General features: G+C 65.7%; 18 protein-coding genes. 10 read left to right on the top strand and 8 right to left on the bottom strand.

From position 1 onward, the window contains the following. On the bottom strand, positions 1 to 468 hold the full coding sequence (locus ACHQ4I_RS17365) for a hypothetical protein (protein WP_420772819.1): 468 nt from the start codon (positions 466 to 468) through the stop codon (positions 1 to 3). 103 nt (positions 469 to 571) lie between these two features. Here ACHQ4I_RS17365 and ACHQ4I_RS17360 point away from each other — a divergent pair, with 103 nt between their 5' ends. Further along, complete coding sequence (locus ACHQ4I_RS17360; RefSeq protein ID WP_420772818.1) at positions 572 to 1,222, top strand: hypothetical protein; 651 nt, start codon at positions 572 to 574, stop codon at positions 1,220 to 1,222. Between the two features lie 231 nt (positions 1,223 to 1,453). Further along, positions 1,454 to 2,695 (top strand): lipase family protein, encoded by a 1,242-nt coding sequence (locus tag ACHQ4I_RS17355; RefSeq protein WP_420772817.1) that lies wholly within the window; start codon positions 1,454 to 1,456, stop codon positions 2,693 to 2,695. Between the two features lie 177 nt (positions 2,696 to 2,872). Here the strand turns inward: ACHQ4I_RS17355 and ACHQ4I_RS17350 are convergent, their stop codons facing one another. Further along, positions 2,873 to 5,614 (bottom strand): discoidin domain-containing protein, encoded by a 2,742-nt coding sequence (locus tag ACHQ4I_RS17350; RefSeq protein WP_420772816.1) that lies wholly within the window; start codon positions 5,612 to 5,614, stop codon positions 2,873 to 2,875. Positions 5,615 to 5,802: 188 nt separating this feature from the next. Between ACHQ4I_RS17350 and ACHQ4I_RS17345 the strand changes: the two genes are divergently transcribed. Beyond that, entirely contained in the window at positions 5,803 to 6,846 is a 1,044-nt protein-coding gene (locus ACHQ4I_RS17345) for an LLM class flavin-dependent oxidoreductase (protein WP_420772815.1), read from the top strand. Here the strand turns inward: ACHQ4I_RS17345 and ACHQ4I_RS17340 are convergent. Next, a complete protein-coding gene (locus ACHQ4I_RS17340) occupies positions 6,807 to 7,862 on the bottom strand; it encodes a fused (3R)-hydroxyacyl-ACP dehydratase subunits HadA/HadB (RefSeq protein WP_420772814.1) in 1,056 nt (351 codons plus the stop codon). The genes ACHQ4I_RS17345 and ACHQ4I_RS17340 overlap by 40 nt on opposite strands. Positions 7,863 to 7,893: 31 nt before the next feature. Beyond that, a complete protein-coding gene (locus tag ACHQ4I_RS17335) occupies positions 7,894 to 8,544 on the bottom strand; it encodes a YdcF family protein (protein WP_420772813.1) in 651 nt (216 codons plus the stop codon). A gap of 351 nt (positions 8,545 to 8,895) precedes the next feature. On the opposite strand from ACHQ4I_RS17335, the gene ACHQ4I_RS17330 reads away from it, so the two are divergent. From ACHQ4I_RS17330 to ACHQ4I_RS17315, 4 genes are all read left to right on the top strand, one after another. After that, the gene (locus ACHQ4I_RS17330) at positions 8,896 to 10,104 is read left to right on the top strand and encodes an esterase/lipase family protein (RefSeq protein WP_420772812.1); all 1,209 of its coding nucleotides are present in this window, start codon (positions 8,896 to 8,898) and stop codon (positions 10,102 to 10,104) included. Between the two features lie 504 nt (positions 10,105 to 10,608). Next, positions 10,609 to 11,655, top strand: a complete 1,047-nt coding sequence (locus ACHQ4I_RS17325; protein ID WP_420772811.1) for a M4 family metallopeptidase — start codon at positions 10,609 to 10,611, stop codon at positions 11,653 to 11,655. A gap of 29 nt (positions 11,656 to 11,684) precedes the next feature. Then, a complete protein-coding gene (locus ACHQ4I_RS17320) occupies positions 11,685 to 12,002 on the top strand; it encodes a protealysin inhibitor emfourin (RefSeq protein WP_420772810.1) in 318 nt (105 codons plus the stop codon). Between the two features lie 84 nt (positions 12,003 to 12,086). Beyond that, on the top strand, positions 12,087 to 12,329 hold the full coding sequence (locus ACHQ4I_RS17315; protein ID WP_420772809.1) for an FDXHR family putative zinc-binding protein: 243 nt from the start codon (positions 12,087 to 12,089) through the stop codon (positions 12,327 to 12,329). Positions 12,330 to 12,349: 20 nt separating this feature from the next. Here the strand turns inward: ACHQ4I_RS17315 and ACHQ4I_RS17310 are convergent, their stop codons facing one another. Further along, positions 12,350 to 12,649, bottom strand: coding sequence for a hypothetical protein (locus ACHQ4I_RS17310; RefSeq protein WP_420772808.1), 300 nt, complete (start codon positions 12,647 to 12,649; stop codon positions 12,350 to 12,352). A gap of 590 nt (positions 12,650 to 13,239) precedes the next feature. Here ACHQ4I_RS17310 and ACHQ4I_RS17305 point away from each other — a divergent pair. After that, positions 13,240 to 13,713 carry a CinA family protein gene (locus ACHQ4I_RS17305; RefSeq protein ID WP_420772807.1) on the top strand — a complete coding sequence of 158 codons (474 nt, stop codon included), beginning with the start codon at positions 13,240 to 13,242 and terminating at the stop codon, positions 13,711 to 13,713. Positions 13,714 to 13,853: 140 nt separating this feature from the next. Then, positions 13,854 to 14,846: a TIGR03557 family F420-dependent LLM class oxidoreductase gene (locus ACHQ4I_RS17300; protein WP_420772806.1), complete on the top strand. Its 993-nt coding sequence runs from the start codon at positions 13,854 to 13,856 to the stop codon at positions 14,844 to 14,846. 45 nt (positions 14,847 to 14,891) lie between these two features. On the opposite strand, the gene ACHQ4I_RS17295 is transcribed toward ACHQ4I_RS17300, so the two are convergent. Next, positions 14,892 to 16,613, bottom strand: a complete 1,722-nt coding sequence (locus tag ACHQ4I_RS17295; protein ID WP_420772805.1) for a phospholipase D-like domain-containing protein — start codon at positions 16,611 to 16,613, stop codon at positions 14,892 to 14,894. Between the two features lie 172 nt (positions 16,614 to 16,785). Then, positions 16,786 to 17,565, bottom strand: coding sequence for an enoyl-CoA hydratase-related protein (locus ACHQ4I_RS17290; RefSeq protein WP_420772804.1), 780 nt, complete (start codon positions 17,563 to 17,565; stop codon positions 16,786 to 16,788). A gap of 292 nt (positions 17,566 to 17,857) precedes the next feature. Between ACHQ4I_RS17290 and ACHQ4I_RS17285 the strand changes: the two genes are divergently transcribed. Beyond that, the gene (locus tag ACHQ4I_RS17285; protein WP_420772803.1) at positions 17,858 to 19,039 is read left to right on the top strand and encodes an alpha/beta hydrolase family protein; all 1,182 of its coding nucleotides are present in this window, start codon (positions 17,858 to 17,860) and stop codon (positions 19,037 to 19,039) included. Positions 19,040 to 19,139: 100 nt separating this feature from the next. Here the strand turns inward: ACHQ4I_RS17285 and ACHQ4I_RS17280 are convergent, their stop codons facing one another. Next, positions 19,140 to 19,478 carry a hypothetical protein gene (locus ACHQ4I_RS17280; protein ID WP_420772802.1) on the bottom strand — a complete coding sequence of 113 codons (339 nt, stop codon included), beginning with the start codon at positions 19,476 to 19,478 and terminating at the stop codon, positions 19,140 to 19,142. Positions 19,479 to 19,737 lie beyond the last annotated feature (259 nt).

Raw genomic sequence — 19,737 nt, 5'->3', positions numbered from 1 at the left:
CTACGCCGGTAGCGGCGTGGTCATGGCACAGGCATTGTCGCGCAGCAGTTTTGGTGTGGTGTCGAGTGGGATGTGGTACCAGAGGTCGAGTTCGAGCCGGTTGCCCGCGCCGATGGTGACTTCGGTCGGTTGGCGTTTGATCGCCATGGCGTCATTGCTGACCGGATGGGTGCTGTCGGCGGCGTCGAGCTGGTAGTCGGTGGTGCGGGTGGTGTGGAATGTGTTGTCGGCGTTGGTGATCGCCACGCGGATGCGGACGAGTTGCCCCTTTGGCAGCCATTCGGCGTGGGTGCCGAAGATGTAGCCGTGGCCGGGTTCGACGAGGAGGGCGGTGAGCTCCAACTTGCTGCAGTCCGCCGGTGTTCGGACGTATTCGGTGGGCGTGATCATCGGCGCGGTCGGAGTCGGTGTCGGGTCGGTGGCGCAGGCGGCGAGCGGGACCAACAACAGCAGCAGAAACCGGCGCACGCGTTCCATGCTATGGCCGAAACCGCAGTGACGTGCACGTATTGTGTAGTGAAGCCGACGGGCCGGATGTCGGCATGTGGCTGTCACAGGAGGGGGCTTCGAGATGAACCACGTGCCGAACGCGCTGCCTGAGGAGAGGCCGTCCGAGGTGGCCGGGCGTCTGGTTTCGGCTGAGGAATGCGACAGGCTCTGGGCGGCATGGACTCCCGACGAACTCGCGAGACGAATGCCGAGTGTCACGGTTCCCTGGTATGTGGCGGGTGGGTGGGCGCTCGATCTGTTCACCGGAGGCGGCGCCCGCGGGCACGACGATCTCGAAATTGGTGTACCACAAGGCGGATTCAGTGAGATGTTCGCCGCTTTTCCCGGCTTCGAGTGGGATGTTGTCGGCGACGGCCGAGTTTGGTTGTTTCCGGCGGAGGCGGCAAACCATCATCAGACATGGCTACGCGAACCCGCGACCGGTCGCTATCGCCTCGATGTGTTTCGTGAACGGCACGTCGGCGATCGCTGGGTGTGCCGTCGCGACCCGTCGATCACCCTGCCCTACGAGGAGCTGATTCTTCGCACCGGCGACGGCATCCCGTACTCGATTCCCGAGGTCGCGCTGCTGTTCAAGGCAAAGGCACGCCGCGACAAAGACGAAGCCGACTTCCGGCGCGTGCTACCGGCGATGGACCGGTCACAAAGGTCCCGGCTGTCCGAATGGCTGTCGCGGGTCCACCCCGGTCACCCCTGGCTCGAACGAATCTGATCCACCTCTACGGGGTTCTGCTCCGATGATTCGCCCGCGGCAAGCCGATGCTCACCATCCGATCTCGACGCGCCTGCCGCTGGCGCCGCCGGTTTGCCTACGCCGAGTGTGCGATGTTATTTTCCCAGCGCATCGGCGCTTTTCGGCATATCGCTGAGAGTTTGCCGATAAGGTCGCACGTGAGCTCGGACTTGCTGGTCTAACGAATGCCGTGAACTACCCATGGAGGTCATGGTCGTGACTCGTCGGTTTCTTCGCTTTCTCCGCAGTAGCCGCAGCGGTTCCGTCCCGGTCCTGAGTGCGCTCGGTAGCGTGGCGCTCGGGCTGCTGCTGGCGACGACGGCAACCGCAGAACCGTTGTATCCGCAGCCCGATCCGGACCCGTTCTACGCCGCCCCGGCGGATCTGGCGGCGCACCGGCCCGGTGATGTACTCGATGTGCGGGCGCTGCCGCCCGTGGTCTTCTTCCCCGGCGCCACCGTCACGCTGGTCTCATTCCGGTCCACCAACTCGCACGGCGCGCCGATCGCGGCGACCACCACGGTCATTACCCCCTTCGGCCACCGGCCCGACGCGCCGCTGCTGTCGTATCAGCACTTCATCAATGCGCTCGGCACGGCCTGCGCGGTATCGCACCAGCTGTACACCGGCGATCCCAATCTGGCGACGACGGCGTCGATTCTGAACACGGCGCTGGCGCAGGGCTGGAGTGTCGCGCTGCCGGATCATCTCGGCCCGAACTTCGCTTTCGGGGCGGCGCGGTTGGGCGGCCAGATCGTATTGGACGGCATCCGCGCGGTGAAACGGCTGCCCGACCTCGCCGTGCAGCACAGCCGGGTGGCGCTGGCCGGTTACTCCGGTGGCGGCATGGCCACCGGATGGGCTGCTGCGCTGCAGCCGTCGTACGCGCCGGAACTGGAGCTTGCGGGCGCGGCCATCGGCGGCGCCCCGATGAACATCGAGTCGATGGCGGAGGCGGTGGGCTTCGAGTCGCATCCGGCCTTCGGGCTGGCCATGGCGGCGGCGATCGGACTGGAGCGGGAGTATCCGCAGCGGATACCGATCAGCGCGTATCTAAACAAGCGCGGCCTGGCGGTTCGGGACGCCATGGCCAACAGTTGCACCAACCAGATCCTCGTCACCGGTGTCGGCGGCAGCGCCCGCGAGTACACCGATAGCACCCCTACGGCTGCCTTCCCCGAGGCTCGGGAGGTACTGCGGGAGAACAGCCTGGAGTTCTACCCAGGGGTGCCGGAAATACCGGTGTTCGAATGGCATTCGCCGACCGACCCCCTGATCCCGATCGACGCGATCGGCAACGTCGACCGCCGCTGGTGTGCGGCCGGGGTGCCGGTGCAGACGCTGGAAGTGCCCGCGTTCGAGCATCTGTCGGCCGCGGTGAGCGGCGCACCCGAGGCGCTGAGCTGGCTGAACGCCCGGATTCTCGGCGAGCCCGCACCCGCCTCCTGCTGACGGATCGGCACCCGACGCGGTGCGTCGCCCGTCACGACGTGCGCGTTGCGGCAGCGTAGTTCCTCCCGGCATCGGGTCGTGCTGCACGAAGACAGTGTGTGAAGCGGAAGTTCGACCCGCGCTCGGCGGCCCTGGCGGCCGCCGAGCCCGGCGACCGGTCCGCCAGCCGCGCCGTGGCTAGGAGTGTTCGGGTCCGGAGATTTCGAGTTCGCGCACGCCGGAGTGCGCCGGGCCGGGCGCGGTGAGTTCGAGACGCACGTAACGGGCGCTCACCGGTCCGGCAAGAGTTCCCGTCGCCGCATCCACAGTGACCGGGGTCCACGCATGCTCGTCCGTGGAGATCGTGAAAGTGGTTGTGGCCGGGGCTGGTTCGGTCCAGTGCGCAACGATTCGATCGATGCGGATTTCCTTTCCGAGGTCGACGGTGAGCGCCCCATGGGGGCCGTCGGGTGCCCAGCCGGTGGCGGTGCTGCCGTCGACCGCGGCGTCGGCATATCGGCCCGGCTCGTCGGAGGTGGTGGTGACCGGCTTGCAGCGGGCGAGATTGTCGGTCGGGGTCAGGTCCGGGCGTCGGGTGTCGAAGGTGGCCTCATCGGTGAGGAGCCGAGTTTCGGACTCCGATCGCACCCGCATCGGTTGACCGCCGGTCAATGTCAGTCTCGTCTGGTCGGGGCCGATGACTGCGTCGAACGTTCGTCCCTGCCAATGGATTCCACGGATGGTGAGGCCCTGGCTCAGCTCGGGCGGAAGCGTCGGGGCGATGCGGATGGCATCGGTGTCGAAGCGTAGCCCGAGCAGTCCGTTGGTCAAGGTTTGCAGGAAACCGCCCGCCGCGGTGACGAAGGTGAAGGCGGGAGCGCCCGCCAGTGGGTCCTTGGCCCCGGCCTTCTCGCCGCGCGCCTCGGCGAACTGTCCGAAGGGTGCGCGCACGAAGGGGCGGACGGCGCGTTCGAGGTAGGTATCTGTCGCGCAGCCCGGTACGCCGATCTTCGCCGCGTCGATGGCATGCACCGAATCAGTCATGGCCGGGCCGTCGGGATCTGTTCGCTCCGAATAGTATTCGAGCACACGGGCGGAGACATCCGGTGGCATCGGCCAGTCCAACGGGTAGATCAGCAGCACGGTGTCGGCCTGTTTGATGGGAGTGCCGGCGTACCCGTCGAATTGGACGAAGATCCGTTGCGTGCCATCGAAGGGCATGCGCAGGCCGTCGGCGATCGTGAGCCATTCGGGTGGGCGCGGTTCGCCCAGGATCTCGGCGGCCTGGGCGGCATGACGCAGAGCGAGGGCGGCGACCGCGTTGGTGTAGACCGCGTCGTTGACCCCGTTGCTGTACTCATCGGGACCCGCGACGTCGCGAATGGAGTAACTGTCGTCATCGTTGCGCGTCACGCGCGACGCCCAGAATTCGGCGAGCCCGCGCATGATCGGCCAACCGCGGTTGCGTAGATAGTCGGTATCGCCGGTGGCCGTGTAGTACTGCCAGGCCGCCAGCGACACATCGCCTTGGAGATGGATCTGGGTGCGGCAGTGTGGCGGATCCCAGCTGTGGCATTCGTCCAGATCGCCGCGACTCGCACTGGTCCACGGGTAGAACGCGCCGCGATAGCCCAGCCGCCGCGCGTTCGCCTGTGCGGCGGGCAGCGTCCGATAGCGGTACTCCACAACCGATTTCGCCAATTCCGGCGCGAGCTGCAGCAATCCGGGGAATATCCAGATATCCGCATCCCAGAACACCGCGCCCGCATAGTTGTCGCTGCTGAGTCCCACGGGTGAAATGCTGTTGTCCTGTTGGGAATTCGTGCTCGAGTACAGCGAGTAGAGCGCGCCGCGCGCCCAGGTCTGCACATCCGGCTGACCGGGCGCCTCGATATCGCCGCGCCACCGGGCCCGCCACGCCGCGGACGTATTCGCGAGCAGCTGCGCCCACCCGGACCGGACCGCCCGCTGCGCGGCCTCGAACGCCGCAGCGGCCGGATCGGATGCGGTGCGCGTGGTGTCGACGCCGACGAACTTCGTCACCTGGTACGTGCCGCCGTCTTGCACCGGGAACCGCACGTCTTGGTGCGCACTCAGGTCGCGCGTCGAGGGCGTCTGCTGAATCGCGGACGACTGGATGCCCTGCCCGGGCCGCAGCACCGAGACGATATCGCCGCTGACATCGGTCCCGTCGGTTCGGAAGCCGACCCGGATGGCGTCGTCGTCGCGGGCACCGACATCGGTCTGGCTCAGCCGCCGAGCTCCCGCACCGTCGAGGAGATCGGAGACCACCATCTCGCCCGACCAGCGCGGCACCACCGTCAGATGGACCGCGCCGACATGCTGATCGGCCCGGTCGGTGAGGACGTCGTAGACCAGATCGGTGGCCTTACCGTCCGGCGTGGTCCAGGTCAGACGAGTGCGCACCAATCCGCATCGCAGATGCAGTGTCTGTTCGAAGTTCGTGATCTGGGCCGACGGCGTGGCGGGCGAATAGGTTTGCTCGCCGACACCGACCAGCAGGCCGGACCAGTTCGGGATGGCCGCGGCTACTTCACGATTGTCGGCCACGCCCGGCGTGTGCGAGTAGAGGCCAGCGACGAAGGCGCCGTCGTAGGCGGGCGTGTACAGCGGCCACCCGGTCGTCTCATCGGTCGCGGCATAGCCCATGCCGCGCGGCGGAACGCGCAGCCCGAGATAGCCGTTGCCGACGAACGGGTGCGCGTCGATCGGCGCGTCCACCCGCGTGTTCGACAGCGCCCATGCCGGGGACGATGCGACGGGATCGCCTGGGCACGCATCGCTCGACGCGTGGTCGCTGTGGCCCACCGCGACGACCACCGCGGATGCCACCAACGCGAGGACGGCGGCGAGCGCGATACCCAACAGCATGGTGGTGCGACGGCCCGCTCGTTCGAAAAACTGGACGATCCACGACATTCGCGCCTCCACGGCGTGCTCGGACGTTCGCGCCGAGCCGCGATCTTGCGTGGACTACCGCGGGACCGGCTACCGGTATTCGCAGGTGCGGTACCCATTCTCGCATCGAGGACGTGCTGTCCGGCGCAGCGCCGCGTGTCGGCCAGCACGCGGCGGAATGTGCCGGGGCCGGGCGTGTTGACACAGATATGACTTCGGGACTCGGTGCGGTGCGGTTTTCGATTCTGGATCGCTCGCGCGTACGACGCGGACAGAGTCATCCGGAGGCGCTGCGGGAGACCGTCGAGTTCGCGCGGTTGGCCGAGGAGTGGGGCTATCACCGGTTCTGGGTGTCCGAGCACCACGGCGTGCCCGGTGTCGCGGGTTCCGCACCGACGGTGCTCGCGGCGGCGACCGCGGCGGCGACGGCACGGATCAGGATCGGGACCGGCGGAGTCATGCTGCCGAATCATCAGCCGCTGGTGGTGGCCGAACAATTCGGGGTCTTGGAGTCGCTGTTTCCGGGGCGGATAGATATGGGGCTCGGGCGGTCGGTCGGCTTCACCGATGGTGTGCGGCGCGCGCTCGGGCACGGCAAGACCGACGCCGACGATTTCGACCAGCAACTCACCGACGTGCTCGAGTATTTCGCGCGCGGCAAGTCGGGTGTGCACGCGTGGCCCGCGGAGGGGCTTCGGGTGCCCGCCTTCCTGCTGGCCACCGGATCGGGTGCCGAGCGGGCGGCACGATTCGGGCTGCCCCTGGTGATCGCCGCGATCGCCGGGGTGGACCCCATGATCGAGGCGATCGAGCGGTATCGAGCGGAATTCCGTCCGACACCGTGGGGCGCACAACCGTATGTCATCGTCTCCGCGGCGGTGGTGATCGCCGATACGACCGAGGAGGCCCATCGGCTGCTGCTGCCCGAGGCGTGGTCTGCCGCGTACTCGCGCACGCGCGGCGAATTTCCGGTTCTCATACCGCCCGCGGAGGTCGAGTCCACGCCGATGACCGAGCGGGAACGGCGGATTTTCGACGACGCGCTGCGCGACCACATCCACGGCACCGAGGACGAGGTCGCGGAGGCATTGGAGGCGTTGATATCGCGCACCGGTGCGGACGAGATCCTGGTGCACACCAGCACATACGACCGGGCCGCGCGGCTGGATTCCCATCGCAGACTCGCCCGGCTGACCGGACTGCTCCAAACCGCTCAATCCGGCATGGAGAAGCGGACTTCCGCGGCCGCGTAGCCGAAAAGCCTACGGCCGTGCGACCTCGCGTCCAGGGCAATGGTCGCCTTGCGGCGAAACGGGTCGAGCGAGGTTACCCGGCCACGTAATTCGATGGCGCTGGCCTGCAGCGGCTGGATGTGCAGGTAGTGCGTGTAGTGGGCGAACTGGGCGCGCAAGCGGGTGGTGGCGGCGGGATCGCCGAGCCAGTCGCTGAGAAATCCGGCGGCCAGACCGAGTTTGAGCATGCCGGGCGCCACCACGGTCGGCAGTCCGGTCGCGCTGGCGACCTGTTCACTGAACACCACCGGATTGCTGTCACCGGTCACCCCGGCATAGTTGACCAGATCACCGCGCGACAGGTGGACCATGCGAGCGGGTAGCTCGGTACCGATCGACAAGGATTCGAAATTGACTGTGGTGCACGGTATCCGGGGCAAGGTTGGGGCCGAGATGCCGTCACCTTCGCCCGCGACGACGACACCCGGCGCGCGCTGCGCCTCGCCGGGGGAGTGCATGGCGATCTTGCCGAGCCGCTGCGCGAATCCGGGGCCCGCGGGCCCGGTGCGCGCGAGCAGGGCCGTCGACCCGGTCTGCACCACCTCGCCGTGCTGATCGATCAACACGCTCTTCACCGCGAGCACGTCGTAGTCCGCGAAATGCCGGAATGATTCGAAATAGACATCACAGGTCACTCGATCGCCCGCGATCAGCGGTCTGCCGATATCGAGCACTTGGTCGGCGTGCAGAATCCTGGTCGCGTCGTAGCCGGTGATGAGCGTATCCAGTATTTCGCGATGGACCCGCAGCAGGATTATCGAGGCGAATGTCGGCGGTGCGATCAGCCCACCGAATCCGAGCTGTGCGGCCGCGTCCTCATTCCAATGTGCGGGATGGAAATCTTGTATCGCACGGGCGAATTCGCGAATCTTCTCCCGTCCGACCTCATAAACGGCGGCCGACCGATAGCGGTGGTCGAGTAGTGCGCGCGCCTGGTCCGCGGGATGGGCAACGGCAGCGACGACGTTGTCATTCATATTCGCTCCTGTTTTGCGGTGGCGGTGCGGCTTACCGTGTCGGCCCGAAGTTCCAGGCGAGCGGCGGCACTTGTTCCGGTGTGACCGTGGCGACGACGGCCACGCCCGCATCGCCGAAAAGGGCGGCGGCCCGGTCGATGTGGTCGGCGGAGGTCACCACGACGGCGTCGCGCATGCCGATATCGTGCATGATCCGGGCCGAGCATTCGGCGTTTTGCGCGGTCGAGTCCGCCTCCGACTCGACATATACGCGCTCGGCCGGAATGCCATGGCCGATAAGCCAATCCGCCATCGCCCTGGCCTCGGTGACGCCGTTGCGCGGATTGCCGCCGGTCACGATGATCGGCGACATCGGGGCCAGCAGTGCCTGCACATATCCGGCGTGCAGCCGACTGATCAGCTCCGGTCGCATGGTGCCGTCTGGCAGCAGCCCGAAGCCGAGCACGACGATCGCGGTATCCGGGCCGCGGAAGCCGAGTGCCGGTGTGCGATCGGCGGATTCGCCGGGCGGCAGTCCGAACACCGCACCCTGGGCTTGTTCGGCCGAGCCGGTGCTATCCGCGCTCGCTGGCGGGCTGTGCAATAGTGCCGCCGCCAGCGTTGCCGCACCGAGCAGGGCACCTGCCGTCATCCGCGCGATGCCGCGGCCGAGGCGGACGGTCGATACGTTCGGGTCGAACATGGCAGCTCCAGTCATTAACCGCCGGGTGGCCGCCGACGGCGGGAAAACGTGGATCCATGGTGTGCCCATTCGACGCGAATTCTCCGTGATCAGTTGGTGATCTGGAGAACTCACCGAATACGATCACTCGAATTGTGGCGATCACCGTGCGGTCGAAATACCCCGCTTGTGCCGTATACCTAACGGGCACAATGCCGTTTGGTGAGGTATCCAGTTACCTGTCCGTCCCATCGGCTTCGTCGCCGCACCGCTTTAGCGTTGGCCCAGTTTCAGCGCCATCGACCCGCCACTCATAGGCCACCGTGTTCGGCGCTGTCACTCGAACGCTGACGTTCTGCAGGAAGGCATGTCATGAAACGAAGTAGATGCGGCCGGTCGGTCAGCGCCGCGGTAATGATGGGCGTCTCGGTGCTCGCCATGAGCATGACCGGCGTCGCGGCCAACGCGAATCCGGATCCGGCGCCGACCGAGCAAACGCTGGCCGACTATATCGCCGCGGGCCGCAAGGCCGCACCGGTCGCGGATTCGGGTAGTGCGGGCGGTTCCGGCTCGGCGTGCACCTCCGGCAGCGGCGCCGGATCGGGTAACGGCTCCGGTGGCTGCTACGGCGGATCGGGCAGCAGCTCCGGATCCTCGGGCGGATATGCCAGTGACACAAAGGGTTACGGCCCGCCGATGACGTCCTGGCTGGCCGCCTTCGGCTACGGGCTGCTGAATCCGGAGGTCGCGCCGCCGGGCACCAACGACTGGAATTGCAAGCCGAGCGCCGAACATCCGCGCCCGGTGATAGCACTGCACGGCACCTGGATGAACGCCTACAACGGGTTCGCCTATATGGGCCAGCCGATGAAGGATGCGGGCTTCTGCGTCTTCACCTTCAATTACGGGCGCTCCAATCTGTTGGAGGGCGGCGGCCTCGGTTCGGTGCTGCCCGGCGTGATGGGCACCGGGTACATCCAGGATTCGGCCAAACAGGTCGCGGCCTTCGTCGATCGGGTACTCGCCGCGACGGGTGCGTCCGAAGTGGATATCGTCGCGCACTCCCAGGGCGGCTCGATGGCCAACTGGTACACCAAGTTCGAGGGCGGCGCGGCCAAGGTGAAGAATCTGGTCACCTTCGGCGCCACCCACCACGGCACCAGCCTCGACGGCATCGGGGCACTGGGCCGGGCCATCAATAACTTCGGCATCGACATCCTCGGCTTCATCGAGATCTTCGTCGGTCACGCCGGCATCCAGCAGACCATCGGCTCGGATTTCGTGAACCAACTCAACGCGAACGGCGATACCATCCCCGGCGTCGACTACACGGTCGTCGGCACCCGCTACGACGAGGTCACCAATCCCTACGATCTGACCTTCCTGAAGGCGGGACCCGGCGTGACCGTCAACAACATCACCCTGCAGGACGGTTGCGAACAAGATCTTTCCGACCACCTGACGATTATGTACTCGCCGCGCGCCCTGTCGATCGCGCTGCACGCACTGGACCCGGCCGGGCATCCGAACCTGGAGTGCGCCTTCAACCCGTGGCTGCTCGGCGGTGGCGGTCGGTTGTGATATCCGGCAGGCCGTGCACCGCGCCGAACAGGACGAAACCCTAACTCCCCGCTCCTGTTCGGCGGGTGCGCCGACCGCCACGCGACCCGTGCCGATGAAACGGGCCCCTACCGCACCCTGTTTCCGGCCGGGTCGGCGCGTGGCGGTGTGCCCACCGAGTCGATTCCGCACGATCGGCTCGGTGGGCATTCGGATGTCCGGACCACCAGCCCGGCCACGCCTATCTGTCGGGCACTACTCCACCCGGTCGGTCGCCTCGACAGGAAATAAGGGGTAGTCGCCTACCCGTGTCCGGGGCCGTGTGCTACCGGAGAATGAATGCGCAGGTCGACGCTGGTCTAGGTGGTAAGGCGCACCCCACTCATCTGTTCCGCTCAACCGTGCGGCAATGACATAAATCGACAGCACCACAAGTGTTTTCGACGGATATCGACCATTGCCGCGCCCAACCGGCCCGCCCGCATCCAGAATGAGCCGCCGCAGCACCCGAAACGGAGCAGAAAAATGCGATACCCAAGAGCGTGCATCCTCCCACCCGACCTATTGCAGTCGGTCGCGCGTGAACTCCCGCCGGAACAGCGAGCAGAACTGCTCGCATCCATGGATCTGGACAACAGCATCCGAATGCTGCGCGCCGAAGCCGTCGGCCGGCAGGGACCGCAACCGCAACAGGTCGTCGGCGCGGTATCGAACGGTGTACCGCAGCGATCGATCTTCGACCAGGACCATTCCACCGCGATGGTGCCGGGCACGCTTGTTCGAGCCGAAGGTCAGCCGCCGGTGGCCGACACCTCGATCAACGCCGCCTACGACAACTTCGGCGCCACCTATGATTTCTACTGGAACGTCTTCCAACGCGACTCCATCGACGACCAGGGCATGCCGATCGCCGCGATGGTCCATTACGGCACCAAATACGACAATGCGTTCTGGGATGGACAGGGACACATGTTCTTCGGTGATGGCAGCGGCCAGGTATTCACCGATACCACCCGCAGCCTCGATGTGGTCGCGCACGAGTTGACCCACGGGGTCACCCAGTTCGAGGCGAATCTCACCTACTCCAACCAGTCCGGCGCACTCAACGAATCCATCTCCGACGTGTTCGGATCGTTGGTGAAGCAGTACCACCTGGCGCAAACCGCCGATAAGGCCGACTGGTTGATCGGTGCGGACATCGTGGGACCGCTGCTGTCACCCGCATTGCGATCGCTGAAGGCTCCCGGCACAGCCAATCCGCACGACAGCCAACCGGCCGATATGTCCAAATACGTGCAGACCACCAGGGACAACGGCGGCGTCCACCTCAACTCGGGCATCCCGAACCACGCCTTCTACGTGCTCGCCACCACGCTGGGCGGGGAAGCGTGGAAGACGCCGGGAACAATCTGGTACGACACGCTCGTCGACCCTGGGCTCAAGCCCAACGCCACCTTCAGCAATTTCGCCGCATTGACGTTGAAACAGGCCCGCTATCGTTTCGGAAGGGTCAGCAATGAAGCGCAAGCGGTGGAATCCGCATGGGATGCCGTGAAAGTTCCGCTGCGCTGAACCTGACGGCCACGAATACCATCGTGTCTATGGCCACATCGGACGTACATCTCGAATTCCGGCGAAGCGGGGGTCTCGCCGGAATAGAGATGACAACCTCGGTCGACGCGCGCGACCTGCCCGCCGAGCAGGGGCCGGTCATCACCGACCTGCTCAACGACACATTGCCCGCGCGGGACACGCCGACAGACCGTCGGGTGATGCCGGATCAGTTCGACTACGAACTCACCGTCACCGACGGCCATCGGACCAGCACCTATCACTGGACCGATATGCAGATCCCCGACGCGGCACAACCGCTGATCGCCGAACTCGCCGAACGCTCCCAACCGGATGCGGCTACCTGAAGCAGGGTGTGACACGGCTCGATGCGGGTACACCGAGGTGTTGACGGCGGACCGCATCAGGGGTCCGCGAGTGGGTGAGTGATCATGAAGACGAGATCACCGGAGCTGGTGAGATGCCGGGGATGTCGGTGTTGGTGGCCCTTGAGCGCGCACAATGTGTGCCACTGTTCCCAATGCCATCAGACGTTCACCGGTGAAAAGGCTGCGACGCTGCATCTGGTGGTGGATTATCGCCACAAGCCGCACGTCATCTGTCGGACACCGCAGAGCGTCGGTCTGGTCGACGCCGGCCGCGATTACCCCTGCTGGGGCTTGCCGCAGAATTAGAGTCCGTCCGGCGTTCCGGATTACAGGCCAGTGCCGCTTTGGTCCTGCTGGGCGAGGACGAAGGTGCCCTGTCCGTTCGGGTCGAGTCCGGTGTCGAGGATCTTGTCGTCCAGGAAGGCGGCGGCCTGCTCGTCCAGGAAGATCCGCGACCCTTCCGCGGTCAAGACCTGGTCCTGCTCGGCCGGTTCCGCGGCGACCGCGAGCTGTATCGTCTCGGCGCCGTCCGTCGTGGAGATCCGCAGCCCGGCATCGGTTGGCGCGCCCTCTACGGAGGTGATGGTGCGAACTGCCTCGATGGCAGTGGGGGTGAGCATCAGCATTTGTCTGGTTCCTTCCGCTGTTGTCACAGTCGGCCAAGGTAGGCGGCGAACTGCATTTCCCCGCGGGCCGGTCTCCAGCCCTGATCGTCAGCCGGTGGCCTCGTCGGCGGCGGCATCCCCCTAGCAGTAACCACGAACCGCCGCGCGCAAACTACCTTTCTCGCCGACCTGCGTGGGTCGGTGGTGGGACAGGCGGTAGCCAGACCCGGGTCGTGAAAATCAATTGCGGGATCTGTTATCGGCTTCGGTGGTCGGGTAAGCGCTGGGCAGGAGGTGTGAAGAATATGCTTGCGCTATTGCTGGTCCTGCTGCTGGCTCTGATTCTGTTCGGAGTGGGTTTCGCAGTGAAAGTTCTGTGGTGGGTCGCGATTGCCGTTCTGGTGATCTGGGCCCTCGGGTTTGTTTTCCGAACCGCCGATTCCGCTGGGACTCGCGGCCGTTGGTATCGGTGGTAACGGGGGCGCGGATCCGCTTGTCGGGCAATGCTGTTCGGCCAGGCAACTGCTGGCTTCGGCAACACGCGCTGCGCCAGTACGGTCGAGGGGAATTGGGAAGGCGTGGGGGTTCGGCCGGAGTCGATAGGTGGGTTCATGTCCAGAATCGATGATTCTGCGCGGCGGTTGGCCGCGGCCGCGATTCGGTCGGGGCGGACGGTGGCAGTCGCGGAATCGTTGACCTGTGGGCGGTTGTCCTCGGCGCTGGGTGCTGCCCCGGACTCGGCGCTGTGGTTGCGGGGCGGGGTAGTTGCCTACAGCGCGGATGTCAAAAGGCGGGTGTTGGGCGTTCCCGAGGTTGCCGTGGTGTCGGAGACCGCGGCTCGGGCCATGGCGGTCGGGGTGCGGAGGTTGTTCGGCGCGGATGTGGCTGTGGCCGTGACCGGGGTGGGCGGCCCCGATCCTCAGGACGGTGAGCCGGCGGGGTCGGTATGGCTGGCGGTCCACGGCGAGAGTGGGACCTGGGCACGGCATGAGCTCTTCGATGGCGAGCCCGACGACGTGCTGAGGCGGACGGTCGAAGTCGCGCTCGACATGGTGGGTGAGGCGATAGGCGAAACCTCGAGCTGATCGTCGCCCCGGATGCGGTTCGCGGCGAATTCCGGGAGGCCCGGCAGTGATCTCTCCGCGCGCATGGAAGCGCCACCGATAACCGCGCGGCAGACGGGTAGCCCATCGATATCCACCGCCGAGCGAGGAGGAGCGACACCGTGACCCGATTCGGATACACACTGATGACCGAGCAGAGTGGCCCGCGCGAACTCGTCCGCTATGCGGTTGCCGCCGAGGAAGCAGGATTCGACTTCCTGGTGAGCAGCGACCACTACGCGCCGTGGCTCGAGGAGCAGGGACACGCACCGAACGCGTGGACCACGCTCGGGGCCGTCGCGCAGGCGACACGGCGGATCCCGTTGATGACCTACGTGACGTGCCCGACCTTGCGTTACCACCCGGCGATTGTGGCGCAGCAGGCGGCGACATTGCAGATCCTGGCCGAAGGGCGGTTCACCCTTGGTCTCGGCAGCGGCGAGAGCCTCAACGAACATGTGATCGGTACGGGCTGGCCCGGGCTCGAGGAACGGCTGGAGCGACTCGCGGAGGCCATCGGCATCATTCGTGACCTGCACGCGGGCGGGACGGTCAGCCGACTCGGCGACTGGTATCGAGTCGACGCCGCCAAGGTCTGGGACCTGCCGGACCAGCCGGTACCGATCGCGGTCGCGGTATCCGGGCCACGATCGGTGCAGCGATTCGCCCCGTTGGCCGACGAGATGGTCAGCACCAGTCCCGACGCCGAACTCGTGCGGTCATGGCATCGCGTCCGCGCGAACGACTCCGGTGCGGCGGAGTCCCGAGTCACCGGGCAACTGCCGATCAGCTGGGATACCGACCGCGACAAAGCAATTCAGCGCGCCCACGAACAGTTCCGGTGGTCGGCGGGCGGCTGGGATGTCAACTCGAACCTGCCGACGCCGGCGAGTTTCGCGGCCGCGACGCAGTTCGTGCGACCGCAGGATGTCGCCGAGACGATCACGTGCGGGCCCGATCTCGACGCCGTGGTGGCGGCGGTGCGGCCCTACCAGGACGCGGGCTTCACCGATATCGCTGTCGTCGAAATCGGCGACGAACAGCAGGACCGGTTCCTGGCCGAGGCCGCCGAACCGCTACTGACGAAACTCCGTGCGGCCGACACCGATTCCTGAGCCTTCCGGATAGCGGCCCGCCGGAGCAGCACCTCGATCCTGCTGTTAAACGACATCCATGTCGGCGAAGAGTTGCAGGCGTTTCGTGCGGAACGATCCGGGTGTGTATTTCGCCTGCCAGGTTGGATCCTCGGTCAGGAACAGGCTGGCTTGATCGCCGGGTTCATGGTGTGCGGTGTGGTTTTCGACGACGCTGCGGAAGTAGTAGTGGTTGAAGAGTCGGTTGAATTCGGTCAGGTAGATGTCGGCGACGCGGGTGTCGCCGCGGATGACGAGCATGTTCTCGTCGTTGTCTGTGGTGGAGGGTTCACTGAAGTTGGCGGATCCGGTCACCACGATGGGGTCTGCGCCGAGCGGGTCGATCAGCATGAATTTGGAGTGGATGTAGCTGACATGCTGGTTCAACCCGAGTAGTTCGGCGTTGGTTTCCCTGGCCCATTGGTAGACGGGGTCACGCAGAAACGATCCCGACGCCTGGTAGACATTGTTGGAGGCGTTGATCGCGACGAACGTTTCGGGCTTGTCCGGGTTCGGTTTATCCCGCTTCTCCAGCAGCATGAAGATCAGCGCGTTCTGTGGGGTGTTGTCTTTCAGCAGGTCCTTGAACGTCGCGGCGATGCCGAAGGCGAGGGTGATGCAGCCCTGCCGGTGCGCGGTATCGAGCATCGACGAGTACGACTGCAGCACAGTGTCTTTCGGTCGTGGACTGAACACGGCCGTGGTGCCCGGCGGGAGCTGGTGCAGATCGGTCGGCACCGGTGACAGCGCTTCGACGGCTGTCTTGAATGCCTTGTTCTTGCGTTTCACCTCAGCGAGTGCGTCGGAGTCGGTCCCGCCGGGATCGTCGGACAGCACGTCCCAATATTGGACGTAACGTGTTGCGGTGTCGCGGTCGCGGATCCAGTGCCCGACGTTGGTCTGTCCGGAGATGCCGCCCTGGGACAGGTTGGTTGATCCGGTCCACACCTCGACCGGTCCGGCGGCGGTGATGCGGACCATGAACTTGTTGTGCTGGATCACCGAGGTGCGGGCTTCGCGGTGGATCACATGCTGGGCGGGGATGCCGACCTCGGTGATCATGGCGAGGTTGTCGACCCGCGGGAAGCTGGGATGGAATTTCCCTTGTTTGTCGGTGAATTCGTTGACCTTGGCGTCGATGATGATCCGGACGGCGACGCCGCGGTCGATGGCAGCTTTGAGTGCCATCACGGCGGGTTTGTAGCGGAATTCGTAAAAGCAGCACAACAGCCGGTCGCCGGGTGCGCAGTCGTCGATGAACCGCAGCAGCGCCACATCCAGGTCCCGGCTTAGCCAGCGGATGGCTTCGTCTCGTTTCGCTGGCGGCTGCAGATCGCCGATCGGTGTCGATCCGAAACGTCGCGTGTAGGCCTGGCTGCTGGCGACACCGCGATTGAAGAAGACGTCATGGTCCAGGTTGCTGAACAGTGGTTCGGTGTGGACGGTGATCGACAGCGGTGCCGTGGATCGGTCGAGATTTTTCGGTGTGCCTTTGAGCGGGTGGAACTGGTACTGGTATTCGCGATCGGGTTTGGCGGTGAAGTCGTCCCAGACGAAGCTTTGGATCGGCTGGCCGAAGGTGCTGACCTGCATTCCGGGCGCGGGTTGGGGGATGACCGATTTGAAGACCTTGAAGCCCGGCATGAAGAAGCTTTCGTTTTCTGTCGGGTCGATGCGCTCGACCGCGAAGCCGAGCAACCCCTGTTCGAGCTGGGCGGTGGCGAGCACGGCGAACGAGATGGTATTCACGCCAGTGACGGCGACGAGCCTGCCGCCAGGGCTGTCCGAGTGAAACCGCACGTCAACCTCCACTGTGGGTCGATGCATGCACTTTTCCGACTGGCGAACCGTGGCTGGGCGTTCACATTCAAGTATTGGTGACCTGGGCGAGACGCACAGGGTATTCGCCTACCTGGCAGCGCTAATCACGCCAGACAGGCGGGCGCTTTGCCAGGAAGGCCGCCATCCCTTCGCGGGCGGCGGGGAGTTGGGCGGCGGAGGCCATGACTTCCAGGGCGAGGGCGTAGGCCTCGGCTTCAGGGCGGTCGAGTTGGCGGTAGAGAGTGCGTTTGCCGAGTGCCTTGCTGGCTCGGCTGCCCCGGGTAGCGCGGGCGAGCAACTCGTCCACGGCGGTATCCAGCTCGGCATCTGGCACCGCTCGGTTGATCAGGCCCCACTGTTCGGCGGTGCGGGCATCGATCGGGTCGCCGGTGAGGGCCAATTCCATCAGGCGTTTACGACCGACCGCGCGGGCCACCGGCACCGCAGGGGTATGGCAGAACCAGCCACCCTTGCCGCCCGGGAGTGCGAAACCGGCCGATTCGGCGGCGACGGCCAGATCGCATGAGGCCACCAGCTGGCAGCCGGCGGCCGTGGCCAGACCCTGCACCCGGGCGATCACCACCTGCGGCACCGACTCGATGGTCGACATGAGCTCGGTGCACAGTGTGAGCAGTTCCCGCACGCCGAGTAGGTCGCGGGCGGCGACGTCGGCGAAGTCGTGGCCCGCGGAGAACACCGGACCGTGCGCCCCGAGCACTATCCCGGTGGCGTCGGTCTCGCCGGCGGCCCGGAACGAGGCGAGCAGTTCGGCCAGATGCTCGCCCGACAGCGCATTGCGCCGGTCCGGCCGGTTCATGGTGATGCGCACCGTGTCGCTGTCCCGCGCGACCAGCAAGTGCCGATACTCCAAGGCGGTCATATCTCCACCGTAGATCTCGACGGGCAACGACACGACACCTCCGGTCTGATCCAGAACAGCCGGCACGGCTGAGCCCGCTCGTGGTCTCGCCCCGCCCAGTAGTCACGTGCGGGATTTCTGATGCGGCACAAGCTATCTGGTCGGATCAGCTACTCGGTGGGGGTAGCGGTGGTCGCCCCGGGGGCCGATGCACGCGATTTCTGCTGAGCAGCGTGTTGAAGCGAGTTGTCGGGTTCTGGTCTATACCCTCGTGCACGATTGTGACGGTGTCGGACCGGATGTGAGGTGTTCGATGCGAGTTGTCCACGCGGGTAAGCGAGCGGTGGCGATGGTCACGTTGTCGGCCAGCGTCGCATTCCCGATGCATATTGCTCCGGCGCATGCGGAAACGCCGGGAACCCTGATCGCGGAGTACCCGCTGCCCGACGGTACGCGCGGGATGTCGAATGCCGATGGCTCAGTGATCGAGTACTGGATGCGGGGCTCGAACGGGACGACACAGCCGGCGAGCGGAGCGCTGTACATCCCGGCCGGTACGCCGCCGCCATCCGGCTGGCCGATCATGGCCTACGACCACGGCACAAGCGGGCTCGGGCGGGGCTGCGGCGGCCAGTCCGATCCGCTCGAGCACCCCGCCCAGACGATGGCGGGAGATGAAGACGCACTGCTCCAGTACCTGGCGTCGCAGGGATTCGCCGTGGTCGCGCCCGATTACCTCGGCCTCGGCCGCTTCGACACCGGACCGCATCCGTACCTCGGGATCGACACCGAGGCGACGGCCACGATCGACCTCGTGCGCGCCGCCCGCGCCACCCACCCGGAACTGTCGCGGACGTGGGCGGTCATCGGCGCGTCTCAGGGCGGGCAGGCCGCGCTCGGCACCGGCCACCGGCAGGCCACCGATGCGCCGGACCTGGACTTCCGTGGCACCATCGCGATCGACCCCGAGTCCGACGTGGAGAAGCTCGTGCCGCTGTTCGGACCGGGCACTCCCACCCCGGCCGCCCTCGCGGACGGCTTCATGGACCTGTTCGTCAGCATCTTGGCCGGACTGCGCGCCGCCCGACCCGAGGCGGGTGTCGACCAATACCTCACCCCCGAGGGCCGGTCCGTGCTCGACAGTGTCGGTGTGATGTGCACACCGCAGATCGCGGACCGCGTCCGCGGCCTCAGCATCGGCGAGTTGCTGGCGAAGCCCTTGTCCGTCGCGCCGATGCCTGCTGCCGCCGACGCCTACATGACCGTTCCCACAAGTGGCTACAACGCCCCGATCCTGTTGTGCGTCAACATCACCGACACCACCGTCCCGTCCCCACTGCACGGCACCCTTGTCGCCCAACTCGCCACTGCCGGCGTCGACTTCCACACCGTCCTCGGCACCGGCCAGCACACGCAACTCAACACCCGAATGTGGTCCGCCATCGAGCAGTTCGTGGCCCGCATTCAATCCAGCCCGGCCATCGGCAGCCCGTGAGTCCGCAGGTGGGCGGCCCGAGTTTCGGCCACGGTACGCGCCATTAGACGGCCAGGGGATCAGCGGTTGTCCACGCCAAAAGTCATGTGCTGGAACAGGATTAGCGATACTTCCGTCGAACGGGACAGTGGCTGTCCCGGTTGCAGGACAACATTTGGCCGAGGTGGAACAGTGCTTCGTGCCGCAGTTGCGCGTCGTAGTGATGCAGGACGGTCCACGATGCCTCGGCATACATCTTGGCGACGTGGCTGATCACCTCCTCGAACGAGTGGGTGTGTTTGCGCGCGAAGGGTTTCCCCGGGGGCGGACGCGGCCGCTGAGTTCCCGGACCACAGACCGGCGCCGGTAGGGGATTGAGGCGGCGAGCAGTTTGATGGGTGGCCTGGCGTATCCCACCATCGTCGGCGCGATCGAAGCGACCGCCCTCAAGTATTGTCATCGCGGCACGTTCCCGCTGAATTTATTTCAGCGAATCACGCCGGAACCATCAGTTAGATCTAGAGGCACCCGATTTATTCACGTGACCAGTTTTATTTTATTCACGTGACCAGTTTCGTTCAATTCATGTGACCAGTTGGTTTTTGCCCCCAAGAATGGATTTTTCGTTTTGTTTGTTCACCTCGCGCACATCCGGTGTCCTCGGAATATTTGGGATCACGGCGACTGGCGGTTCTTAGGATTGCCCGGCCCTGGCGGTG

Origin of the sequence: Nocardia nepalensis (assembly GCF_048910785.1) — a bacterium.
In the GTDB taxonomy this organism is placed as follows: domain Bacteria; phylum Actinomycetota; class Actinomycetes; order Mycobacteriales; family Mycobacteriaceae; genus Nocardia; species Nocardia nepalensis.
Note: the sequence above shows the minus strand (reverse complement) of the source record. Positions and strands in the feature narration are given on the sequence as shown.